We start from the raw sequence: 20,963 nt of genomic DNA, 5'->3' as shown, positions 1-20,963 counted from the left end.
GGGTATATTTGGCGTTTAATTTGACTAAAAAGTTTTGATTAATGGATAATAATGAAACTTTAAATAAAAAAGAGCAAGATACAAATGAGAGCTTGTTGTTATGGGATAAAAATGATACGCGTGCTGTAATAAGTTCGTTGTTTTTTATTCTCATTTGGTTGAGTTTTCAAGAGCTTTTTATTGGGTGGTTTGATAAATATATTGTAGGTAAAATATTATCTAAGACAACGGATAGCATTTTCTTATTTTGGTTTGTATTGGTTGCTTTACTAGGTATATCCATTTTTGGGCTATCGAACTACAAGAAATATAAAACATTTATACCTTATAGATATTTAATTTTTGGCACTGTATTTATTCTGCTATATGGTTTTTATAGATTTCAACCTAAGTATGTATATAGTAGTGGTTACTGCGGATTAGGTGTTTTAGACTTACTCGTTTTATTTAGTATTCTTTTTGTTATTCATGCACTAGTTCTTAATGGGGGGAGGAGGATAGATAACAGTAAAAAAGAGGGATTCTCTTTTTATAGTGATAAACCATTAAGTAAAGAAAATGAAGAAGACATACTTGGTTTTAGATTAACTGTAAGTGAATTCTTTCAAACGTTAAGAAACACAATGATTGAGTATAAATGTGGGCTTAGTATTGGTCTTACAGGAGTTTGGGGAGAAGGAAAAAGTTCCTTTATGTATCTATTGAAAGAATGTTTTGATTGTAGAAAAGAAGAATATATTGTAATAGATTTTAATCCTCGTTATGCTAAATCAATTGAGCATATTCAGTTTGAATTTTTTCAAACACTATATGAAGAATTAAAGAAATATGATATACGCTTTTCGAGTTCATTTTCAAATTATCTAAAAGCCATCCAAGTGGTAGATAAAACAAGTGTAGTTGATTTTGTTGTGGAAAGTCATAATATGTTTTTTGCCAAAGATTTTGAGAAGGAAAAGATAAATAAAGCCATTCAACGAATTAATAAAAAGATAGTTGTTTTCATAGATGATTTCGATCGGTTATTACCACTAGAGATCATCGAAGTATGTAAATTGATTGATGGAAATGCTAGTTTTGATAATATGTATTTTATATCAGCGTATGATAAAGACTATGTGAATTTAGTATTGAAGAAGGATGTTGAATTTGGAAAATCTCCATTTATTGATAAATTTTTTACGATAGAGAAACAGTTACCATTTGTTGGAAAGACGGCATATACTAGTTTTTTAATGAATGAATTGAAAAGACTGTTTGGAGATGATGAATTAATAGATGCTAAAATACAATCGGTTGTTGGTCCTGCTTTAATTGTTCTTTCTACCTTGAGAGATTGTAAGCGTTTTCTAAATCGATTTGTTGATGAATATCGATTAAAGAAGGAAGGTGTGGAATTTAAAGATTTCTTTATTTTATTGTTAATTGAGTACAGGTGGAAAAGGTATTATGAAGCGATTCGGGATGGTGAAATTGTGAAATCAATTGGGTTATTTCACCCGAGTACAGATGAAAAACTAGATATAAACACTATTTATCCTAAGTTAGAGTCGTTCGAAAAGGAGAGTGAAACAGATAACAAAGAGATTGAATTTATTGATGAGGGATTCAAAGATTTATTTAAACTTTTATTTGAAAATAATATTCGATCAGAATTATCTATAAATAATAAATATACCTTTGATAATTACTTCAAATCTTATGTCAATGAATATGCGAATCCATTTATAATTGAGAAAATGTTTGTCAGTTCAATTAAAGAGAATAAAAGAAGGATTGATGATATTTTCGAGAAAAAACAAACAGGTTATCTGATTGCCTATCTTTCGGAAAAACGTATCGAATTGTTAAAAGATACGGATGCCTTGTTCAATTATATTGATGCTTTATTTTATACTTTTTTAAAGAGTAATGATTGGAATATAGGAGAACGCTTGGTAGAGTTAATGAAGATTGTAGTGGTCCAAAACATGATAAAAATAAATTTAATTGGCAATCAATTTGAATATAAAGAATATCTCAGCCAAAGCCTAAAAGGAGAATATCCTGATTATCCATTTTTGTTCAATGGTGATTTGTTAATTGCTTTTATACGAAATACAGAAGAAAGCAAAGAGTATGTTTTTGCACACGAGGAATTATTAGCTATTAATAGAAGTATTTTAAAAGATTTGATTCAAAATGAATTCTTGTTTAATCAAAAACATATTGAGGTATTATACAAATGCGTGGCTTCGATTGAAGATAGTAAGAAAATAACAATTCATTTGGATAAAGAAGCTTGTTCTTTAGTAAGAAAACTAATAGAAGAAAATCCTGAAGAATACTTAAGAACATTTGTGCGATTTCAGGAAGTAAGTAGTTTTCCAGAAAGGAGTTGGATAACTTGTGAACCATTTTGGTTTCAGATTTTTGCTGGTGAAATGGATTCTAATGACACAAAAAAGGTTGGAACTACTTTTAAAACATTTTTGTTTTCTAATAGATTGAATCATTTCGATAATATTCAAATGATTCGCAATTTCTGGGAATTATATGAAAACAATAATTACCAAGCAATTCAATTTGAGGGACAAGGAAACGTACAAGAGAAGATTGATAGGGGATTAGTAGAGGAAAAAGAAATGTTGAATCAACTACTTTTAGTTAATAAAGCAGTTGAGGAGTTGATTGATGGTGAAAAAACGATAAAAATCTTAAAAAAGCTGGAGAAACAACTGTTAAGCATATATTTAAATTTAGCCTTAAAAGTTGAAATATACCAGAAGATTCAAAAAGAGATAGATGAGATAAAGGAGGGGAGAATCAATGTAATAAAACCGAGATTAAAAGATACTAGCATTGGCTTTGGGTCATCCCCATATAAATTTGATTTTGGAGAAATAGTTATCAATATTTATAAATCTGTTGATAGGAAAGTGCGTTTTGAAGGTGTAGGGTTAATGTTGTCTGCGAAAGTTGAGGATACTAAGGATATCTATGAAGTTGAGGATATTCAATACTATCTTTTTCAAGAAGGAACTGTGCAGAAGGCTATGAAAAATGATATCGTTGTCTTTAAAAAAGAGGATTGCTATGTTATTATTAAGGTTACAGATATTACGGACTCTGGAGGAAAGTGGACTGATGAAATAATAGAGTTTGAATATGTGGTTTTAAATGAAACGGAGTTATGGTAAAAATTTGTATCCAGACAATAAATGAATCTAATATAAATCAAACGATGCGCTATTCGTTGATCATTTCTATTGAAACTCCAGAATTAGAGACGGATATTTATACCCCTGTTCAACTACAGGTAGAAAATCTGAATAGCATTCAACAAGGCGTAGTTATATAAAGGTTATTAAGTAAATTGCTCTTACCCCAACCAAAAAAAGTAAGCCACCGCCGCGATAATAACCGCACAGAAAATATTCAGAATAAACCCCGCTTTCATCATTTCCTTTTGTTGAATATCACCCGTGCCAAATACGATGGCATTGGGAGGAGTGGCTACAGGAAGCATAAACGCACAAGAAGCACCCAGTCCGATGATCATGGAAAGACCGAGGGGATGCATGCCCAATTCCTGTGAAATCGAGAAGAAAATGGGAACCAATAGCGCTGCACTAGCTGTATTGGAAGTGAATTCCGTCAAGAAAACAATAAAAAAAGCGACAATTAAGCTGATGATGAAGAAAGAGCTACCGTGAATAATAGAAACTAACACATCTGCCATAACCTTACTTGCACCCGAATCCTTGAGCACCATACTCAGCGTTAACCCACCTCCAAATAGCAACAGAACACCCCAATCAACGTTGTGTTGCAGTTCTTTCCATCGAGAAACCTGACTCACGCAAATGAGAATAAAAGCACCCAAAGCAATGAAGGTATCAAAATTCTTGAACGTACCATCAAAACCAACCAAAGCTGCGAATAGCGGATTGATTTGATTGCTCAAAATCCAGCAAATGGCCGTTAATAAGAAAATTCCTAGGGTAATCCAGCGATCCGTATTCATGGGAATGGATTCCATTTGATGTTCAAACTTCAGGTTGAGTTTAGGTTTAAAGACAAAATAAATCACCGCAATCATCAAGGGAAGGAGAATAAGTACCATAGGAAATCCCATTTTGAGCCATTCCGCAAAAGACAAGTTGAGCTGAGAAGCAACGATTGCATTGGGAGGACTACCAACAATGGTTCCCATTCCACCAATACTCGCACTATAAGCAATACCCAATAAAACAAAAACGTAGGTATTGCGGTGTTGGGTTTTATCCAATTGACTTAATATACCCGTTACCAATGGGAGCATCATGGCTACAGTTGCCGTATTGCTGATCCACATGGAAAGCACTGCCGTAGCGAGGAATAAGTAAAAGATAGCGTGTGATAATCGTCCTTTTGCCAAATACATAATCTTGCTGGCGATGATTAAGTCTAGTTTTTGTACGTGTAACGCTCCAGCCAATACAAAACCACCCAAAAAAAGAAAGATATTGGGATCTGCAAATGAGACGAGTGCCGGTTGAACATCCATTAGTCCTAATCCGATGGCGAGTACAGGAACAAAAACCGCCGTAGTTGTTACATGTAGGGCTTCGGTTAACCATAAAACAGCGACAAAAGCCAATAGAGCGAGACCTTTGTTTACTTGGGGTTCATAAGGTAAAAAGTGAATCAAAGCAAATAACATCAATGCGTTTAATCCGATGATGATATAGTTGCGTTTGGACTTATGTCTAAGGCTTTCTGGTTCGTAATCTAATTGCATGAGATAATCCGTATAGTGTGATAGAAAGGGAAATTACAAAAAAATAAAGGAGATAAGAAGTAAAAAAACGTAGAAGATTAGAAGTAAATCTATTGATTCCATGCAGTTTTCAAATAAAAAAAGGGAAGTATCCGCGATACTTCCCTTTTGATATCTAAAGAGTGAACTCTTTATGTCTTATTTTGCTGCTGCATATCTCTTAGCAACTTCAGCCCAGTTGATTACGCTGAAGAAAGCAGAAATATAGTCAGGGCGTCTGTTTTGGTAGTTTAAGTAGTAAGCATGTTCCCAAACGTCCATTCCTAAGATTGGAGTCCCACCACAAGCAACACCTGGCATAAGCGGGTTGTCTTGGTTTGGTGTACCACATACCTCTAATTTACCATTTTTAACGCATAACCATGCCCAACCTGAACCAAATTGAGTAGCACCTGCTTTTGCGAAAGCTTCTTTGAAGTTTGCAAATGAACCAAAATCCTTAGCGATAGCATCTGCTAATTCTCCTGTTGGTTCTCCACCACCATTCGGGCTCATTACAGTCCAGAATAAGTTGTGGTTATAGAAACCTCCACCGTTGTTGCGAACTGCACCATTAGCCATATCAAGGTTTGCTAAAATCTCCTCGATTGTTTTTCCTTCTAATTCAGTACCAGCAATAGCTGCATTTAAATTAGTAGTATAAGCATTGTGGTGTTTCGTATGGTGGATTTCCATTGTACGTGCGTCAATATGTGGTTCTAATGCGTCATACGCATAAGGTAATTGTGGTAATTCGAAAGCCATAATTCGTATTATTTAAAGATTAGTGTTATTTTTATTCAAATTTAGGGATTTTCTATGGAATATAAAAAATCTTAAGGGTTAATAAAAGTTAAGAGATAATTCAATGATAAAAGCGGAAAGAGCTTCATTTTCAGTGTATAATGCTTCTGCAGGTTCGGGAAAAACACATACGTTGGTAAAAGAATATTTAAAAATCGTCTTAGTAGATCGATCGGATGATGCCTATCGAAAAATTCTGGCGATTACCTTTACTAACAAAGCTGTGGCAGAAATGAAAAATCGAATTCTTTCTTGTCTCTATGCTTTTTCTCAGAAAGAAACGGGAAGTAAGTATCAATCCATGTTGAATCAATTGGTGGAAGAAACTGGATTGAAGGAAGAGGAGATCAAGAAAAAATCAGAACGCATCATGAAGCACATTATTCACAATTACGCTTCTTTTGATATTTCTACGATTGATAAATTCACCCATAAGGTAATTCGCTCTTTCGCTTTTGACCTGAACTTACCCATGAGTTTTGAGGTGTCGTTGGATTCGGATGAATTGCTGCAAGAGGCAGTAGATTCTGTAATCGCCAAAGCGGGGACAGATGAGGAGTTAACCAAAGTGTTGATTGACTTCTCTATTGACAAAGCCGATAATGATAAAAGTTGGGATATCACCCGTGAATTGAAAGAGATGGGCGCTTTATTGCTCAACGAAAACAACCGAGAGGAAATTGCGTTATTTGATGAAAAGACGCTACAAGATTTTGTGGTTACCCGCGATTATTTGCGAAAAAAAATAGAGGAAATAACGAAAGATACCCAGCAAAAGGGAAAAGCGATTTGGGACTTGTTAATAGACAAAGGAGTGGATATGAAATCCTTTTCTCGCGGAACGTTTCCCAATCACCTCTTGGCGATTATTAACGATACGGATAAAAGTACCCAGCGCAAATACGTTGAATTTGACGAAGTGACGATACTCAAGGCCGCCAAAGATAGAGAGACAATAGAAGCTTTATTGCCTGAAGTACTTCGACAATTGGCGGTGATTTACCAATTATTTGCCAAGCGCTTGTTTTATCAAGCGTTTTTGAAAAATATCACACCCTTATCGCTCTTGAATATCTTGGGTATTGAAATGCAACATATTCAGGATGAAAAAAATATGCTGTCAATCAGTCAGTTTAATGCAATTATTCACAATGAGATTCAACATCAACCCGCTCCTTTTATCTACGAGCGATTAGGAGAGCGCTACCGTCATTTTTTTATTGATGAGTTTCAGGATACCTCAGTGATGCAGTGGGATAATCTTGTGCCTTTGATTGATAATGCACTAGCGGGAGAAGATTTTGGTGTGAAGGGAACCTTGATGTTAGTAGGTGATCCTAAACAGTCTATCTATCGCTGGCGAGGTGGAAAGGCAGAGCAATTCATTGCCTTGAGTAAAGAGGTGAACCCCTTCTCAAACCCCGATAAAGAGGTAGTGGTCTTAGGCAAAAATTACCGCAGTTATTCAGAGGTGATTCAGTTTAACAATGCTTTTTTTAACGGTATTTCTTCCTTTTTTACCCAAGAGGATTACAAGCATATTTACGAACACCAAAGTTATCAAGAAATCAACAGTAAAGAAGGCGGTTATGTCAATTTGCAATTTCTCGATGAAAGTTTGGTGGATAAAGAGAATGAAATTGGCAAAGAACAATTGTACTTGCAAGCGACTTTAGATACCATTCAGCGCTGTAAGGAGCAGGGATTTCAGTATAGTGATATGGTGGTTTTGACGCGTAAACGCGCCCATGGTATTGCATTAGCCAATTATTTAACCGAACAAGAAATTCCAATTTTATCCTCAGATTCGCTCTTGATTAGTCACGCAACAGAAGTGAGACTCATCATGGATGTCTTGCGCTATATCCGCAATAAAGAAGACAAAGAGTCAAAGTCGATGATTTTGTATTATATAGCGAATGTGAGACAACAAGAAGCTGCACATGATTTTATTGAAGAAGGATTAAAATATACTGTTGATGCGGAGTTTGAGGCTTGGTTGTTGACCAAAGAAGTAGTTATTTCTTTTGATCAGTGTAGAAAGAAATCGTTATATGAAGCTGTGGAAATTATTGTTCGCGCTTTCTTTCCAACCAAAGCCACGAGTTCATATGTGTTGTACTTCTTGGATATTGTGCTGGAACGCACCATTAAAAATCAATACGGAATAGGGGATTTTATTTTGTATTGGGAGGATAATAACCACAAGTTTAGTATTCCAACCCCTGAAGGAAAAGAGGCGGTGCAGTTGATGACCATCCACAAATCCAAAGGATTGGAATTTCCCGTTGTTATTTTTCCCTTTGCAGAAGAAGACTACGATCGATCCAATCGCGATAAGCTGTGGGTAGAATTTGATGAACTTGACGAGGGAATTGAGTTGCCAAAAGCGTTGGTGGATGCAAAAAAAGAAGTAAAAGAATACGGTGCTTATGCCGAAAAATTATATGGAGAAAAAGAACAAGAAGAGCTCTTAGACAATATTAATGTGTTATATGTTGCTTTAACAAGAGCAGAAGAACAGCTTCATATTATCACAACGCGAGATATGAAGACGGACGGAGAATATAAGAATAATATGTCTCGTTTCTTTATTCACTATTTGCGTCAACAAGGGGTATACCAAGAGGAAATTCACGTTTATGAGTTTGGAAATCCACATCGATTATCAAAGGCCAATGAAATTGCAGCCGATCAAAATAAATTAATTCAAAGTGTTCAATCCCTCTTTGATTTCAACGATATCAAAATTGCAGAGCGCGAAGCTTTGATGTGGGATACCCAAGTAGGGGAGGCGATTGCTTATGGAAATATTACCCATAAGATTATGTCGTTTATTCAGACGAATCAAGATATAGAAGCCGCTATTGAGCGCGCTTTAGAAGAAGGGTTAATTGTAGAAAGTGAACGCGCTAATTTTACGAATGCCATTCAACAAATTATTACACATCCAGATTTACAGGTGTTTTTTGCGGAGGGAACGGTATATAACGAACGCATGATGATTGGCAAAGATAAGAATAACCTCATTCCCGATCGAGTATTGATTCAAGGTAAAAAGGCTTATTTGTTAGATTATAAAACGGGAAAACCAGAAGAGAAGTACGTCAAACAATTGGAAAAATATGAGGAATCACTTCAGGAGATGGGCTATGAGGTGGTTAAAAAAGTTATTTTATATATGGGAGTGGATGATTTAAATATAATACATTTGTAAAAGAGTATAGTTAACGCTTAAAAAGAGTAAGTATGTACGGAAAAATTAAAGACCATTTACAACAAGAGTTGAAGTCGATTGAAGACAATGGTTTATTTAAAAAAGAGAGAATTATTACTTCGCCACAAGGAGCAGAGATTACAGTTTCGACAGGAGAAAAAGTATTGAATTTTTGTGCGAATAACTATTTAGGATTATCCTCACATCCAGAGGTAATCCAAGCGGCAAAAGACGCTTTGGATACCCATGGTTTTGGTATGTCATCGGTGCGTTTCATTTGTGGAACGCAGGACATTCACAAACAATTAGAAGCGACAATTGCAGATTTCTACGGAACAGAAGACACTATTTTATATGCAGCAGCTTTTGATGCAAATGGAGGAGTTTTCGAACCTTTATTAGGGGCAGAAGATGCAATTATTTCAGATAGTTTAAATCACGCGTCTATTATTGACGGAGTTCGCTTGTGTAAAGCTGCGCGTTACCGTTATGAAAATAATGACATGGCTGATTTAGAGCAACAATTAATTAAAGCAAATGAGGCAGGACACCGCTTCAAGATTATCGTTACAGACGGGGTATTCTCTATGGATGGCGTAGTCGCTCCATTAGATAAAATCTGTGATTTAGCAGATAAATACGATGCGTTGGTTATGGTGGATGAGTGTCATGCTGCTGGTTTTATCGGAGCAACAGGAAAAGGAACCATGGAAGCGAAAAACGCAATGGGACGTGTAGATATTATTACCGGTACTTTAGGAAAAGCTTTAGGAGGAGCAATGGGAGGATATACAACAGGTAAAAAAGAAATTATCGAGTTGTTGAGACAGCGTTCTAGACCTTATTTATTCTCAAATTCCTTGGCTCCAATGATTGTAGGTGCTTCTTTGAAAGTGTTTGAATTGTTGAAAAAGGACACTAAACTTCGCGACCAATTAGAGTGGAACACGAATTACTTCAAAGCGGGAATGAAAAAGGCTGGTTTTGATTTTATTGATGGAGATTCAGCTATTGTGCCAGTGATGTTATATGATGCCAAGTTATCCCAAGAGATGGCTGATCGTCTTTTGACAAAAGGGGTGTATGTGATTGGGTTCTTCTATCCCGTTGTGCCACAAGGAAAAGCGAGAATTCGCGTTCAATTATCCGCAGCACACACACAAGAACACCTAGATAAAGCGATTCAGGCTTTCATTGAGGTAGGAAAAGAACTAAATGTAATCTAAAAATTAGGTTTTTTTAGTAAATCATAATAATTGTTAAGAATAAAATTTGTTAACTAGACATATAATTGTATTTTTGTTTTAACATTACAATAAATAGAAAAATAAAGTTATGAAACATCTCAACAAATTAATTGCAGCGGCAATACTATGTGCGGGTCTTTCGACTCAAGCGCAAGATGCCGACCATCCGTGGGCTGTAACTATTGGTGCGAATGCTGTAAACACTAAAGTTAGTTCAGCAAAAGGGTTTTCACATAGAATGGGAGGTTATTTCCAAACTTCGGATTGGAACATTTTACCTTCAATCTCTTATTTGAACGTATCTAGATATCTAGGTGACGGATTCTCATTAGGAGTAGTGGGATCTGTGAACAAAATTGACAAATTTATTTCTAAAGAATCTGAAGGATACTTAAAGTATAATCCTGGAGATTTGTCATACTATGGTATTGACGCAGAAGTTAAATACAGCTTCAAAGAATTATTAAACACAAAAGTAGTTGACCCATTCTTATTAGTAGGTGGAGGTTATACTTTTATGGGTGATGCAAGTACAGGAACTGTTAATGGAGGTTTAGGATTAAACTTTTGGTTTACAAAAAACATCGCTTTAACACTTCAATCGACTTACAAACATTCATTTGACGATACAAGAACTCCAGATGTTGATGTAGCATCTCATATGCAACACTTCATGGGAATTCGTTTCCAATTTGGTGGAAAAGATACAGATGGAGATGGAATCTTAGACAAATATGACGAGTGTCCAGAAGTTCCAGGATTACCAGAATTCAACGGATGTCCTGATACAGACGGAGATGGTATTCCAGATCATTTAGATGAGTGTCCAGATGTTCCAGGATTACCAGAATTCAACGGATGTCCTGATACAGACGGAGATGGTATTCCAGATCATAAAGATGAGTGTCCAGAAGTTCCAGGTTTACCTGAATTCAACGGATGTCCTGATACAGACGGTGACGGTGTGCCAGATCATAAAGATGAGTGTCCTGAAGTTCCTGGTCCAAAAGAAAATAAAGGTTGTCCTTGGCCAGATAGAGACGGAGACGGAGTGCCTGATCATTTAGATGAGTGTCCAGATGTTCCTGGTCCTGCTTCAAACAGAGGATGTCCAGAAATCAAAGAAGAGCAAGTTAAAAAACTTAATGAGTACGGAAAAACAATCTTATTCCACACTGGTAAGTTTACATTCCAAGATGCTTCTTACGCTGTTTTAGATAACATCGTGAAAATCATGAAAGAATACCCAACTGCTAAATTCCACATCGCTGGATATACTGATAGCACAGGATCTGACAAAATCAACGTTCCGTTATCTGACAACAGAGCTAACGCAGTAAAAGTTTACTTAGTTGAGAAAGGTGTTGACGCTAACCGTTTAACTTCTAAAGGTTACGGATCTGCTGAACCAATCGCTTCTAACAAAACTGTTAAAGGACGTGAGTTAAACAGACGTGTTGAAATTCAATTACAAAAATAATTGGGTAAGACCATAAGATAGAAAAGGGCTTCGAGAAATCGAAGCCCTTTTTTTATTATCTTTAATCCCATGAGTCAACAACGTTTTTTACATCAATTCGCTGCAGAAATAAAGAAGGACTTTCCGCTCTCTATGGACGAGTTGGTCGTCGTACTTCCCAATAAAAGAGCAAAAGTATTCTTGTTAGAACAACTGAAGCTGTTTTATGATAGCCGTGTTTTTGCCCCGACCATTATTAGTGTCGAAGAATTGGTTCAGGAGATTGCTCAATTAAGGGGAATTGACTCCATTGAGCTCTTGTTTGAATTTTATTTGGTATATAAACAGTTGTTAAAAGACAAAGCAGAAGATTTTGACTATTTTGTCAATTGGGCGAGAATGCTGTTGCAAGATTTTAATGAAGTGGATCGTTATTTATTGAACCCTCAACATGTATTTAGCTATTTAAAAGATATTGAAGATATCAATCACTGGGCAGTAGATGTCAATCAACAGACGGATATCGTAAAAAATTACCTCCAATTTTGGGAGCAAATACCAGGGTATTATGCCGCTTTATATCAGCATTTGAAAGCGAAAAAAATAGGCTATCAAGGCATGATTTATCGCGAAGCGGTTGCCATGCACCAAGATTTTGTAAAATCTAGCGACAAACAATATTATTTTGCCGGGTTTAATGCGTTGAACGCCGCGGAAGAAGTGATTATTCAACATTTTTTGGTCGAAGGTAGAGCAAGGGTTTTTTGGGATATTGATGAGGTATTTCTCCTTGACCCTTACCATGATGCGGGTTTGTTCTTGAGAAGGATCAAACAAAAATGGCCTTACTATCAAAATCATCCCTTCGAGTGGATTACCACTTGTTTTAGTGAGGAAAAACAGATTGAAATTATCCAGACACCCAAAAGTGTAGGACAAGCTAAAATTGTCGGTTCGATTATCGATAAGGAATTGACGAAGGGAACTTCTTTGGATGAAATCGCAGTTGTTCTTGGAGATGAAAATCTATTACAACCTGTTTTGTATGGTTTGCCAAGTACGGTGAGTAGCTTGAATATTACCATGGGGTATAGTGGAAATAGTAGCCCAGTGCAATTATTTTTAAACAAAATATTCAAAATGCATTTAGCTGCGGTACGCCGTGGGGGGAAACAATATGTTTTTTACTATCGCGATGTGCTGGAAGTGTTGACAAGTCCTGTGATGGAAGGCTTGTTCGATGTGGATGCCGTAGTTTCAGAAATACAGAAAAAGAACTTGACGTTCTTCTCTTTTGATCGTTTTGAATCTTGGATGAAGGCTTCAGATGAGGATGCTAAACGCTTGGTTTTTGAGAATTGGAGAGACAAAGATCCAACAGCAATATTAAAGAATTTAATTGCGTTGGTTATTCGGGTAAAAAATAAATTAGCGATAGATAGTCAACAAAATCGCTTGATGAAAACCTTTTTGTTTACAACCTATAATTTGTTGAATCGCCTGTTGTCCTATTGTGAAAAATATCCATTTATTCATTCAATTGAATTGCTCCAAGTCTTGTACAAACAGATTATGGATATGAGTGAGGTTTCTTTTGAAGGGGACCCGTTGGAGGGACTGCAGATTATGGGAATCTTGGAAAGTAGGGTGTTGGATTTTGAAACCGTAATTCTCACTTCGGTAAACGAAGGGAAATTTCCTTCAGGAAAAAGTCAGAATTCCTTTATTCCCTATGATGTAAAGAGAGAATTGGGCTTGCCTACCTATAAGGAAAAGGACGCTATTTACAGCTTTCACTTTTATCACTTGCTTTTGCGAGCCAAACAAGTGTATTTAATTTATAATTCACAAGCAGAAGGGTTAGATGCAGGGGAAAAGAGCCGATTTTTAGCTCAATTGGAGATGGAAACACATGCGAAACACCAATTGACGAATGTGACCTATTCAGCTTATTTGCCCGATAAAGCGTATGAACCTATTGCGATTGCAAAGTCAGAGGAATTGATGACAAAGCTCAAAGAGATCGCAACTGTTAAGGGATTTTCTCCTTCGGCTTTAACAGCTTATTTGCGCAATCCCTTGCAATTTTATGTTCAACAGGTTTTGCGTATTCGCGAAGTAGAAGAAGTGGAGGAAAGTGTTGCTTTGAATACCTTGGGAACCATTATTCACAATGCTTTGGAAAATTTGTATCAACCGTATATTGGCAAGGTATTGACTATTGAGATGATTAAGGAAATTCAGCAAAAGTCGAATGAAGAAGTTCAAAAGCAGTTTGAAGAAATTTACAATAGTGATAAGGAGAAAATGGGAAAAAATCTCTTGGCTTTTGAGGTAGCTAAGCGCAATGTGTATCATTTTTTACGAGAAGAAATCAAAGGTTTAGAGCAAGGAGATGAGGTAGCATTACTGGCGTTGGAAACCCGTTTAGAACATCTATTGGAAGATAGTCGTTTGCCCTTTCCTATTAAATTGTTTGGATTTGTGGACCGCATTGAACGTCGCAATGGAAAAGTGCGTGTCATTGATTATAAAACGGGAAAAGTAGAGTCCAATCAAGTAAAATTATCCCAATGGGAGGGTTTGACAGAACATTTGAAGAACGATAAGATTATACAGTTGTTGTGTTATGCTTTAATGTATGGCGAACAACATAATTTAGCCTCGTTGGAAGCGGGAATCTATTCGTTTAAAAACCGAAGAGAAGGGTTTTTATTCTTTGGTGTTCGAGAGGGCAGAACAGTAGATCACGATATTACTCCCGTTGTTTTAGCTGCATTTAGAGAGGAGTTAATTAAACTTATTTTAGTCATTTTAGATCGAGAAACTCCCTTTGTGGAGACCTTATAAAAAAAGCGAGAATATAAAGTATTCTCGCTTTTTTTTTGGGGTTATATTTATTTGACTAATTCAATCAGGTGTTGTTTGAGTGCTTCTTTTTGTTCAATGTGAAGCATATGGCCTCCTTCCAGTGTGATTACTTCGGCTTTGGTTCCCAAGGTTTGGTCTACGGTATCTTGATAAGGCATAACGGGATCTTCTTGGCCCAAGATAAGGGTAATGGAATAAGGAGCGAAGTGCAGGAGGACTTCTCTGTCGATGCGCGTTTTCATTCCTTCTAAAGCTGCAATAACGCCTTGTGTTGTCGTTTTTAACGCTTCTTCTCGGGTGTGATTGATCTCTTGCTCGTGTAAGGGTCTGATGTGATCGGCGAATAAGTTATTGATGGCCATGGTGATAAACATCGGAGCATTTTTTTTGATGAGATCAATCGCTCGATTTCTATTTTGAACGCGTTCCGCACTATCGGCACGAGCGGTTGAATTAATTAAAATGAGGTTTTTGACGTTGTCGGGATACAATTCAGCAAAAGCTAAAGACACATAACCGCCCATGGAATGTCCGATTAAAGTGACTTTTTTTAATTTTAAGTGAGCAATTACAGCATGAACGGCATCGGCCATATCTTCCATACTGTGTACATAACCTAGACAACCAGTATCTCCATGACCCAATAAATCAAGGCTAATTACGCGGTATTTGGCTGAGAAGTGTTGGAGGTAAGATTCCCACATTTTGCCGTTTTCTAAGAAACCATGCAAAAAAATTAGTGCACTTCCTTTGCCTTGATCGTAGTAATTAAGTTGAATGTTTTTGTATAGTAATGATGTTGGAGTCATTCGAAATAGTTTGTTGAGTAGACAAAAGTAAAGGTTGAGAAACAAAAAAAAAACTTTCTACTCTAGAATTGCTTTATGTTAATAGGTATTTTTATTTTTATTTATTCTAAATTATTCAAATAGAATTATCTTTGATGCTTATAAAAATAATAAACATGAAATATATTTATACCGTATTATTCGCTTTAATCATGGGAACCGTTTTTGCAAGTGAGGGACAACCTTATCAAATTTACAATGCAAAAGGAAAGCAGGTGACCTATAAACAGATGATTAAAACATTGGAAAAATCGGACGTAGTTTTGTTTGGGGAATACCACAATAACTCGTTGGGACATTGGTTGCAGTTGAAAGTAACACAAAGTTTAGGAGCAAAACGAGAATTGGTGTTAGGAGCAGAAATGTTTGAAGCAGATAATCAAGGAGGCTTGACAGCTTATGTGACGGGAAAAATTTCAGAAGAAGAATTTTCTAAAGAGGTGCGTTTGTGGAATAATTACAAAGGAGATTACCGTCCGTTGGTAGAGTATGCGAAGCAAAGTAATTTTCCTTTTATTGCAACGAATGTTCCGCGTCGTTATGCGAGTTTGTTGTTTAAAGGAGGGATGGAAGCTTTGGATACATTGAAAGTAGAAGAAAAAGCATGGATTGCACCACTTCCTTTTCCTTATGATCCAGAATTGCCTGGGTATAAAGAGATGTTGACGATGTTTGATGCAGATCATGTGAATGAGAATTTACCAAAAGCTCAAGCAATTAAAGATGCAACAATGGCACATTTTATTCAGTCCAATCAGGTGGCAGATAAAGTTTTTGTTCACTATAATGGTTCTTATCACAGCAATAACTATGAGGGTATATTTTGGTATTTAAAAAATTACGCTCCTCAGTTGAAAGTAGCGACAATTACCATGGTTGAGGCGGATGAAGTGGGGAATTTCGAAAAACTCAATCTAGGTTTAGCTGACTTTATTCTTGTTATAGATGCGAATATTTTAAAGTCGTTTTAGAATCTTTTAAGATAATATACTATTTAGTCTTAAATCTAGTTTCAATCTAATTTTTTTTTAAGTGAAATAAGGTAAAAAACTTTGTTTATATTCAATATAAATAAACGTTCACGCATTGTGGATAACGTTAATTAGGTGTATTTTTGAGAGATTTTTTCAAGAAAAACAATTAAAATTACATTATGGCAAAATCTGCACTTTTAAAGTCATCCATTGCAAAGAAATATTGGATGTCTCTTACAGGGTTATTTTTATGCTTGTTTTTAGTTGGTCACTTGATAGGGAATCTTCAGTTGATTTTTGGGGATGCGTCAAAATTCAATGAGTATGCCTTATTCATGACAACTAATCCAGCTGTAAAAGTATTATCTTATTTAACGTATATATCAATCCTTTTCCACGCGATTGATGGTATAGTTCTTACGGTTCAAAACAAAAAAGCTCGTCCAATCGGATATGCGAAGAACAACGCTGGTGCAAACAGCAAATGGGCTTCTCGTAACATGGCGATTTTAGGGACTTTATTGTTAGTTTTTATTGTAACGCACATGGTAAATTTCTGGGCGAAAATGCACTTTTCGGCTATGCCTTTGCAAACAATAGAAGTTAAAGTTGAAGGTCAAGAGGAACCCATTACAATTTACAAAACAGTTCAAGAGCAACCAATCGATGTAAGAGCGGTTGAAATGGGACAATTGGAAATTAAAGGAACTGCGTTTTATCAAAAAGGCATGGACTTAAAAATTGCAGATGGTTACAAAGATTTACATAAAATTACAATTGAGTTTTTCAAAGATCCTTCTACAGGATTGATTAGCACAATTTTATATGTAATCGCAATGATTGTTCTTGGATTCCATTTATCTCATGGTTTTGCAAGTGCATTCCAATCTTTAGGGATAAATAATCCAAAGTATAACTGTTTGATTAAAGGATTAGGTTATGCATTCGCATACTTAGTACCAGCTTTATTTGCGATCATTCCATTATACATTCACTTTATTAAATAGTCCTAAAGAAATTGATTATGAAATTAGATTCAAAGATACCTCAAGGACCAATCGATAAGAAATGGTCTGATTATAAAAACCACATTAAATTAGTAAACCCTGCGAATAAACGTAACATTGATGTTATTGTTGTTGGAACAGGATTAGCTGGTGGATCAGCTGCTGCAACTTTAGCAGAGCTTGGTTATAATGTAAAAGCATTTTGTTATCAAGATTCACCTCGTCGTGCGCACTCAATTGCAGCACAAGGAGGGATTAACGCGGCGAAAAACTACCAAGGAGATGGTGACTCGATTTACAGATTATTCTATGATACTGTAAAAGGTGGAGATTACCGCGCTCGTGAAGCAAACGTTCACCGTTTGTCTGAAGTTTCAGCAAATATTATTGACCAATGTGTGGCTCAAGGTGTGCCATTAGCGCGTGAGTACGGTGGTTTATTAGACAACCGTTCGTTCGGGGGAACACAAGTTTCTCGTACATTCTACGCAAAAGGACAAACAGGTCAACAATTATTGTTAGGAGCTTACTCTGCAATGAATCGTCAAATTGGTCGTGGTAAGATCAAAATGTACAACCGTCACGAAATGCTAGACTTAGTATTAGTAGATGGAAAAGCAAGAGGTATTATCGCTCGTAACTTAATTAACGGGGAGATTGAACGTCACTCAGGACACGCAGTAGTTATCGCTACAGGTGGTTACGGAAACGTATTCTTCTTGTCTACAAATGCAATGGGTTCTAACGTTACTGCTGCTTGGAAAGCACACAAACGCGGAGCATTCTTTGCTAACCCTTGTTTTACACAAATTCACCCAACTTGTATTCCTGTTACAGGAGACCACCAATCAAAATTAACTTTGATGTCTGAGTCTTTGCGTAATGATGGACGTATTTGGGTTCCAAAGAAAATGGAAGATGCAGTTGCAATTAGAGAAGGAAAATTAAAACCAACTCAAATTGCAGAAGAAGATAGAGATTACTACTTAGAAAGAAGATATCCATCATTCGGAAACTTAGTACCACGTGACGTTGCGTCTCGTGCAGCTAAAGAAAGATGTGATGCTGGATATGGAGTTAACGCAACAGGTGAAGCAGTTTACTTAGACTTCGCTTCAGCGATTGAGCGTTACGGTAAAGAACAAGCGCGTATTCACCACTTGGATGAAAACGATGCGAAATTAGTTTACAAATTAGGTAGAGACGTTGTAGAGAATAAATACGGAAACTTATTCCAAATGTATGAGAAAATCGTTGATGAGGATCCATACACTACACCAATGATGATTTATCCAGCTGTTCACTACACAATGGGTGGTGTATGGGTAGATTACAACTTAATGTCTACAATCGAAGGATGTTATGTAATTGGTGAGGCTAACTTCTCAGATCACGGAGCAAACCGTTTAGGAGCTTCTGCTTTGATGCAAGGTTTAGCAGATGGATATTTCGTATTACCTTATACAATCGGGGATTACCTAGCTGATGATATTCGTACAGGTGCAATTCCAACTGACTTACCAGAATTCGTTGCTGCGGAGAAAAATGTACAAGACATGATTGATCACTTAATGAACAATAAAGGATCACATTCGGTAGATTACTTCCACAAAAAATTAGGTAAAATCATGTGGGATAAAGTAGGTATGGCTCGTAATGCACAAGGTCTAAACGAAGCAATGGACGAAATTGCTGCATTGAGAGAAGAATTCTACAAAGATGTGAAAGTATCTGGAACTGCAGATAGCTTTAACCAAGAGTTAGAAAAAGCGCTTAGAGTTGCTGACTTCCTAGAGTTAGGTGAATTGTTTGCGAAAGATGCTTTACACCGTGAAGAATCTTGTGGAGGTCACTTCCGCGAAGAACACCAAACAGAAGATGGGGAAGCACAACGTGATGATGAGAACTTTGCTTATGCAGCTGCATGGGAGTACAAAGGAAATCCTAGAGATGCTGTTCTACACAAAGAAGAGTTGGTGTATGAAAACATTAAGTTGGTAACTCGTAGTTATAAATAATATTGAGGTATTGATTCTTGAATCATATCTTGTTGTAAAAATTCGATGCAGATGAATCTTACATTAAAAATATGGCGTCAAAAAAACGCTAAAGAACAAGGAAAAATAGTTGAGTACAAAATCAATAATGTTTCTCCTGATATGTCTTTCTTAGAAATGCTTGATGTTTTAAACAACGAGCTAATCGAGAAAGGGGATGATCCCGTAGCATTTGACCACGACTGTCGTGAAGGTATTTGTGGAATGTGTTCATTGTTTATTAATGGACAAGCTCACGGACCAGACAGAGGAATTACTACTTGTCAGTTACACATGAGAAAGTTCAAAGATGGTGATACGATTTATATTGAGCCATTTAGAGCAAAAGCTTTCCCTGTAATCAAGGATTTAGTAGTAGACCGTACAGCTTTTGATAAAATTCAACACGCTGGAGGATTTATTTCGGTAAATACTTCTGGTAATACGCAAGATGCTAACGCTATTCCAATCCCTAAACACGATGCAGACCGCTCATTTGACGCTGCAACTTGTATCGGATGTGGAGCATGTGTGGCAACGTGTAAAAACTCATCAGCTATGTTATTCGTTTCTGCAAAAGTTTCTCAATTTGCTTTGTTGCCACAAGGTAAGGTAGAAGCAGCAGACCGTGTAATGAACATGGTAGCTGAGATGGACGCTTTAGGCTTCGGTAACTGTACAAATACAGGTGCTTGTGAGGTAGAATGTCCAAAAGGTATTTCTCTAGAGAATATTGCTCGTATGAACAGAGAATACTTAAAAGCAGCCTTATAGAGGATTTTAATATTTTTTTGAAAAAGAAAAAAGCAGCACAATTTGTGCTGCTTTTTTTATTTTTAATTACTTCATTTCTAACTTTCATTAACTTATATTTGGCGCCTATTAACATAATATTTTATAATTTAATGAAAACCTTACTACTGTGCATTTTATTTGCATGTACTTCTTTTATTAGTTATGGCCAGCTTGGTTTCGCTGGTACAGGTGCTAATCGAGGAAAAACTGTTCTTACGTTTAAGAATGGTACTAGAGAAGTTGGAAAGATAAAAGAAAAATTCCTAGTTTTTGGGTACCACTATGATGACCCTTATGAATTTAAGTTTAAGAATGATGGCGCAAAAGATTATCGTTCTGTTTCATCTAATGATGTAGTATCTGTTGAGATTTTTGATAAAAAAAAGGAAAATTGGTCAACAGTCTATCACCCGATTCGCGTTAGAAAATTTGATAAAAAGTACACCTTTTCAGACAAGTACTTTGTGGATTTCTACCCGTTAAATACCTATAAGGATATTCCATATGCAAAACTTTTAATTTTAGATAATGGAAAATTGATATTTACTCATTTTTATTTTCCAGTAGCCAATACCGATTACTTTTTCTTCTTTCATGACGCTTATCGCAGAACTGATCGTGAAGCCGCTCAGTTTATGATGTTGATGGATAAAAATTGTGAAGCTTTTCAGACGTATTTGCAAGAGAATTACATCGATTCAAAGAATTATAAAGAAGAGTATAAAAAGGCATTGGCTGAATTTAAAGCAGCTAAATCGGAGTATATTGCAGAAAGAATAGCAGCCGGATTTCCTAAAAAATTAGCTAAACTTGACTATAAAAGTCAGGAGAGGTTTGTGTTCTTTCAACAAATATTTGAGAAATACAAGGAACTTTGTACACATGAAAATCATCAGTAGTTCGATATAAACGAAATAGGATTATT

At 36.2% G+C, this 20,963-nt stretch carries 14 protein-coding genes; 11 read left to right on the top strand and 3 right to left on the bottom strand.

All coding sequences use genetic code 11. From position 1 onward, the window contains the following. The first annotated feature begins 41 nt into the window (after positions 1–41). Both HX004_RS12060 and HX004_RS12055 read left to right on the top strand, forming a co-directional pair. Entirely contained in the window at positions 42–3,179 is a 3,138-nt protein-coding gene (locus HX004_RS12060) for a P-loop NTPase fold protein (RefSeq protein WP_286442795.1), read from the top strand. Next, positions 3,173–3,340, top strand: coding sequence for a hypothetical protein (locus HX004_RS12055; protein WP_286442794.1), 168 nt, complete (start codon positions 3,173–3,175; stop codon positions 3,338–3,340). Before HX004_RS12060 ends, HX004_RS12055 begins: the two co-directional genes overlap by 7 nt. A 21-nt stretch (positions 3,341–3,361) precedes the next feature. Here HX004_RS12055 and HX004_RS12050 read toward each other — a convergent pair whose 3' ends face one another. Continuing rightward, positions 3,362–4,762, bottom strand: a complete 1,401-nt coding sequence (locus tag HX004_RS12050; protein WP_286442793.1) for an SLC13 family permease — start codon at positions 4,760–4,762, stop codon at positions 3,362–3,364. Positions 4,763–4,939: 177 nt separating this feature from the next. Next, positions 4,940–5,545 (bottom strand): superoxide dismutase, encoded by a 606-nt coding sequence (locus tag HX004_RS12045; protein ID WP_286442792.1) that lies wholly within the window; start codon positions 5,543–5,545, stop codon positions 4,940–4,942. 103 nt (positions 5,546–5,648) lie between these two features. Here HX004_RS12045 and HX004_RS12040 point away from each other — a divergent pair, with 103 nt between their 5' ends. From HX004_RS12040 to HX004_RS12025, 4 genes are all read left to right on the top strand, one after another. Then, positions 5,649–8,801 (top strand): UvrD-helicase domain-containing protein, encoded by a 3,153-nt coding sequence (locus HX004_RS12040; RefSeq protein ID WP_286442791.1) that lies wholly within the window; start codon positions 5,649–5,651, stop codon positions 8,799–8,801. Positions 8,802–8,833: 32 nt separating this feature from the next. Then, positions 8,834–10,027, top strand: a complete 1,194-nt coding sequence (gene kbl / locus HX004_RS12035; protein ID WP_286442789.1) for a glycine C-acetyltransferase — start codon at positions 8,834–8,836, stop codon at positions 10,025–10,027. Between the two features lie 109 nt (positions 10,028–10,136). Beyond that, the gene (locus HX004_RS12030; protein ID WP_286442788.1) at positions 10,137–11,528 is read left to right on the top strand and encodes a thrombospondin type 3 repeat-containing protein; all 1,392 of its coding nucleotides are present in this window, start codon (positions 10,137–10,139) and stop codon (positions 11,526–11,528) included. Between the two features lie 69 nt (positions 11,529–11,597). Then, on the top strand, positions 11,598–14,357 hold the full coding sequence (locus HX004_RS12025; RefSeq protein WP_286442787.1) for a PD-(D/E)XK nuclease family protein: 2,760 nt from the start codon (positions 11,598–11,600) through the stop codon (positions 14,355–14,357). Positions 14,358–14,404: 47 nt separating this feature from the next. On the opposite strand, the gene HX004_RS12020 is transcribed toward HX004_RS12025, so the two are convergent. After that, positions 14,405–15,187, bottom strand: coding sequence for an alpha/beta fold hydrolase (locus HX004_RS12020; RefSeq protein ID WP_286442786.1), 783 nt, complete (start codon positions 15,185–15,187; stop codon positions 14,405–14,407). A gap of 155 nt (positions 15,188–15,342) precedes the next feature. Between HX004_RS12020 and HX004_RS12015 the strand changes: the two genes are divergently transcribed. The 5 genes from HX004_RS12015 to HX004_RS11995 all read left to right on the top strand — a co-directional run bounded on the left by HX004_RS12015 (position 15,343) and on the right by HX004_RS11995 (position 20,937). Continuing rightward, a complete protein-coding gene (locus HX004_RS12015) occupies positions 15,343–16,197 on the top strand; it encodes a ChaN family lipoprotein (RefSeq protein ID WP_286442785.1) in 855 nt (284 codons plus the stop codon). Between the two features lie 182 nt (positions 16,198–16,379). Beyond that, positions 16,380–17,207, top strand: coding sequence for a succinate dehydrogenase cytochrome b subunit (locus tag HX004_RS12010; protein WP_286442784.1), 828 nt, complete (start codon positions 16,380–16,382; stop codon positions 17,205–17,207). 17 nt (positions 17,208–17,224) lie between these two features. Further along, positions 17,225–19,225: a fumarate reductase/succinate dehydrogenase flavoprotein subunit gene (locus HX004_RS12005; RefSeq protein WP_182648465.1), complete on the top strand. Its 2,001-nt coding sequence runs from the start codon at positions 17,225–17,227 to the stop codon at positions 19,223–19,225. 51 nt (positions 19,226–19,276) lie between these two features. After that, the gene (locus tag HX004_RS12000; protein ID WP_286442783.1) at positions 19,277–20,017 is read left to right on the top strand and encodes a succinate dehydrogenase/fumarate reductase iron-sulfur subunit; all 741 of its coding nucleotides are present in this window, start codon (positions 19,277–19,279) and stop codon (positions 20,015–20,017) included. Between the two features lie 131 nt (positions 20,018–20,148). Then, complete coding sequence (locus tag HX004_RS11995) at positions 20,149–20,937, top strand: hypothetical protein (RefSeq protein ID WP_286442782.1); 789 nt, start codon at positions 20,149–20,151, stop codon at positions 20,935–20,937. Positions 20,938–20,963: the final 26 nt, after the last annotated feature.

Origin of the sequence: Myroides sp. 1354, from assembly GCF_030324495.1 — a bacterium.
Lineage (GTDB): Bacteria > Bacteroidota > Bacteroidia > Flavobacteriales > Flavobacteriaceae > Flavobacterium.
This window is presented reverse-complemented; position numbering and strand designations above follow the sequence as displayed.

Excerpts from the sequence above, each read along its gene's own strand:
- HX004_RS12045 (WP_286442792.1), bottom strand. The coding sequence starts at position 5,545 with ATGGCTTTCGAATTACCACAATTACCTTATGCGTATGACGCATTAGAA.
- HX004_RS12025 (WP_286442787.1), top strand. The coding sequence starts at position 11,598 with ATGAGTCAACAACGTTTTTTACATCAATTCGCTGCAGAAATAAAGAAG.
- HX004_RS11995 (WP_286442782.1), top strand. The coding sequence starts at position 20,149 with ATGAAAACCTTACTACTGTGCATTTTATTTGCATGTACTTCTTTTATT.
- HX004_RS12010 (WP_286442784.1), top strand. The coding sequence starts at position 16,380 with ATGGCAAAATCTGCACTTTTAAAGTCATCCATTGCAAAGAAATATTGG.
- HX004_RS12055 (WP_286442794.1), top strand. The coding sequence starts at position 3,173 with ATGGTAAAAATTTGTATCCAGACAATAAATGAATCTAATATAAATCAA.
- HX004_RS12050 (WP_286442793.1), bottom strand. The coding sequence starts at position 4,762 with ATGCAATTAGATTACGAACCAGAAAGCCTTAGACATAAGTCCAAACGC.
- HX004_RS12000 (WP_286442783.1), top strand. The coding sequence starts at position 19,277 with ATGAATCTTACATTAAAAATATGGCGTCAAAAAAACGCTAAAGAACAA.
- HX004_RS12060 (WP_286442795.1), top strand. The coding sequence starts at position 42 with ATGGATAATAATGAAACTTTAAATAAAAAAGAGCAAGATACAAATGAG.
- kbl (WP_286442789.1), top strand. The coding sequence starts at position 8,834 with ATGTACGGAAAAATTAAAGACCATTTACAACAAGAGTTGAAGTCGATT.
- HX004_RS12040 (WP_286442791.1), top strand. The coding sequence starts at position 5,649 with ATGATAAAAGCGGAAAGAGCTTCATTTTCAGTGTATAATGCTTCTGCA.
- HX004_RS12020 (WP_286442786.1), bottom strand. The coding sequence starts at position 15,187 with ATGACTCCAACATCATTACTATACAAAAACATTCAACTTAATTACTAC.
- HX004_RS12015 (WP_286442785.1), top strand. The coding sequence starts at position 15,343 with ATGAAATATATTTATACCGTATTATTCGCTTTAATCATGGGAACCGTT.
- HX004_RS12005 (WP_182648465.1), top strand. The coding sequence starts at position 17,225 with ATGAAATTAGATTCAAAGATACCTCAAGGACCAATCGATAAGAAATGG.
- HX004_RS12030 (WP_286442788.1), top strand. The coding sequence starts at position 10,137 with ATGAAACATCTCAACAAATTAATTGCAGCGGCAATACTATGTGCGGGT.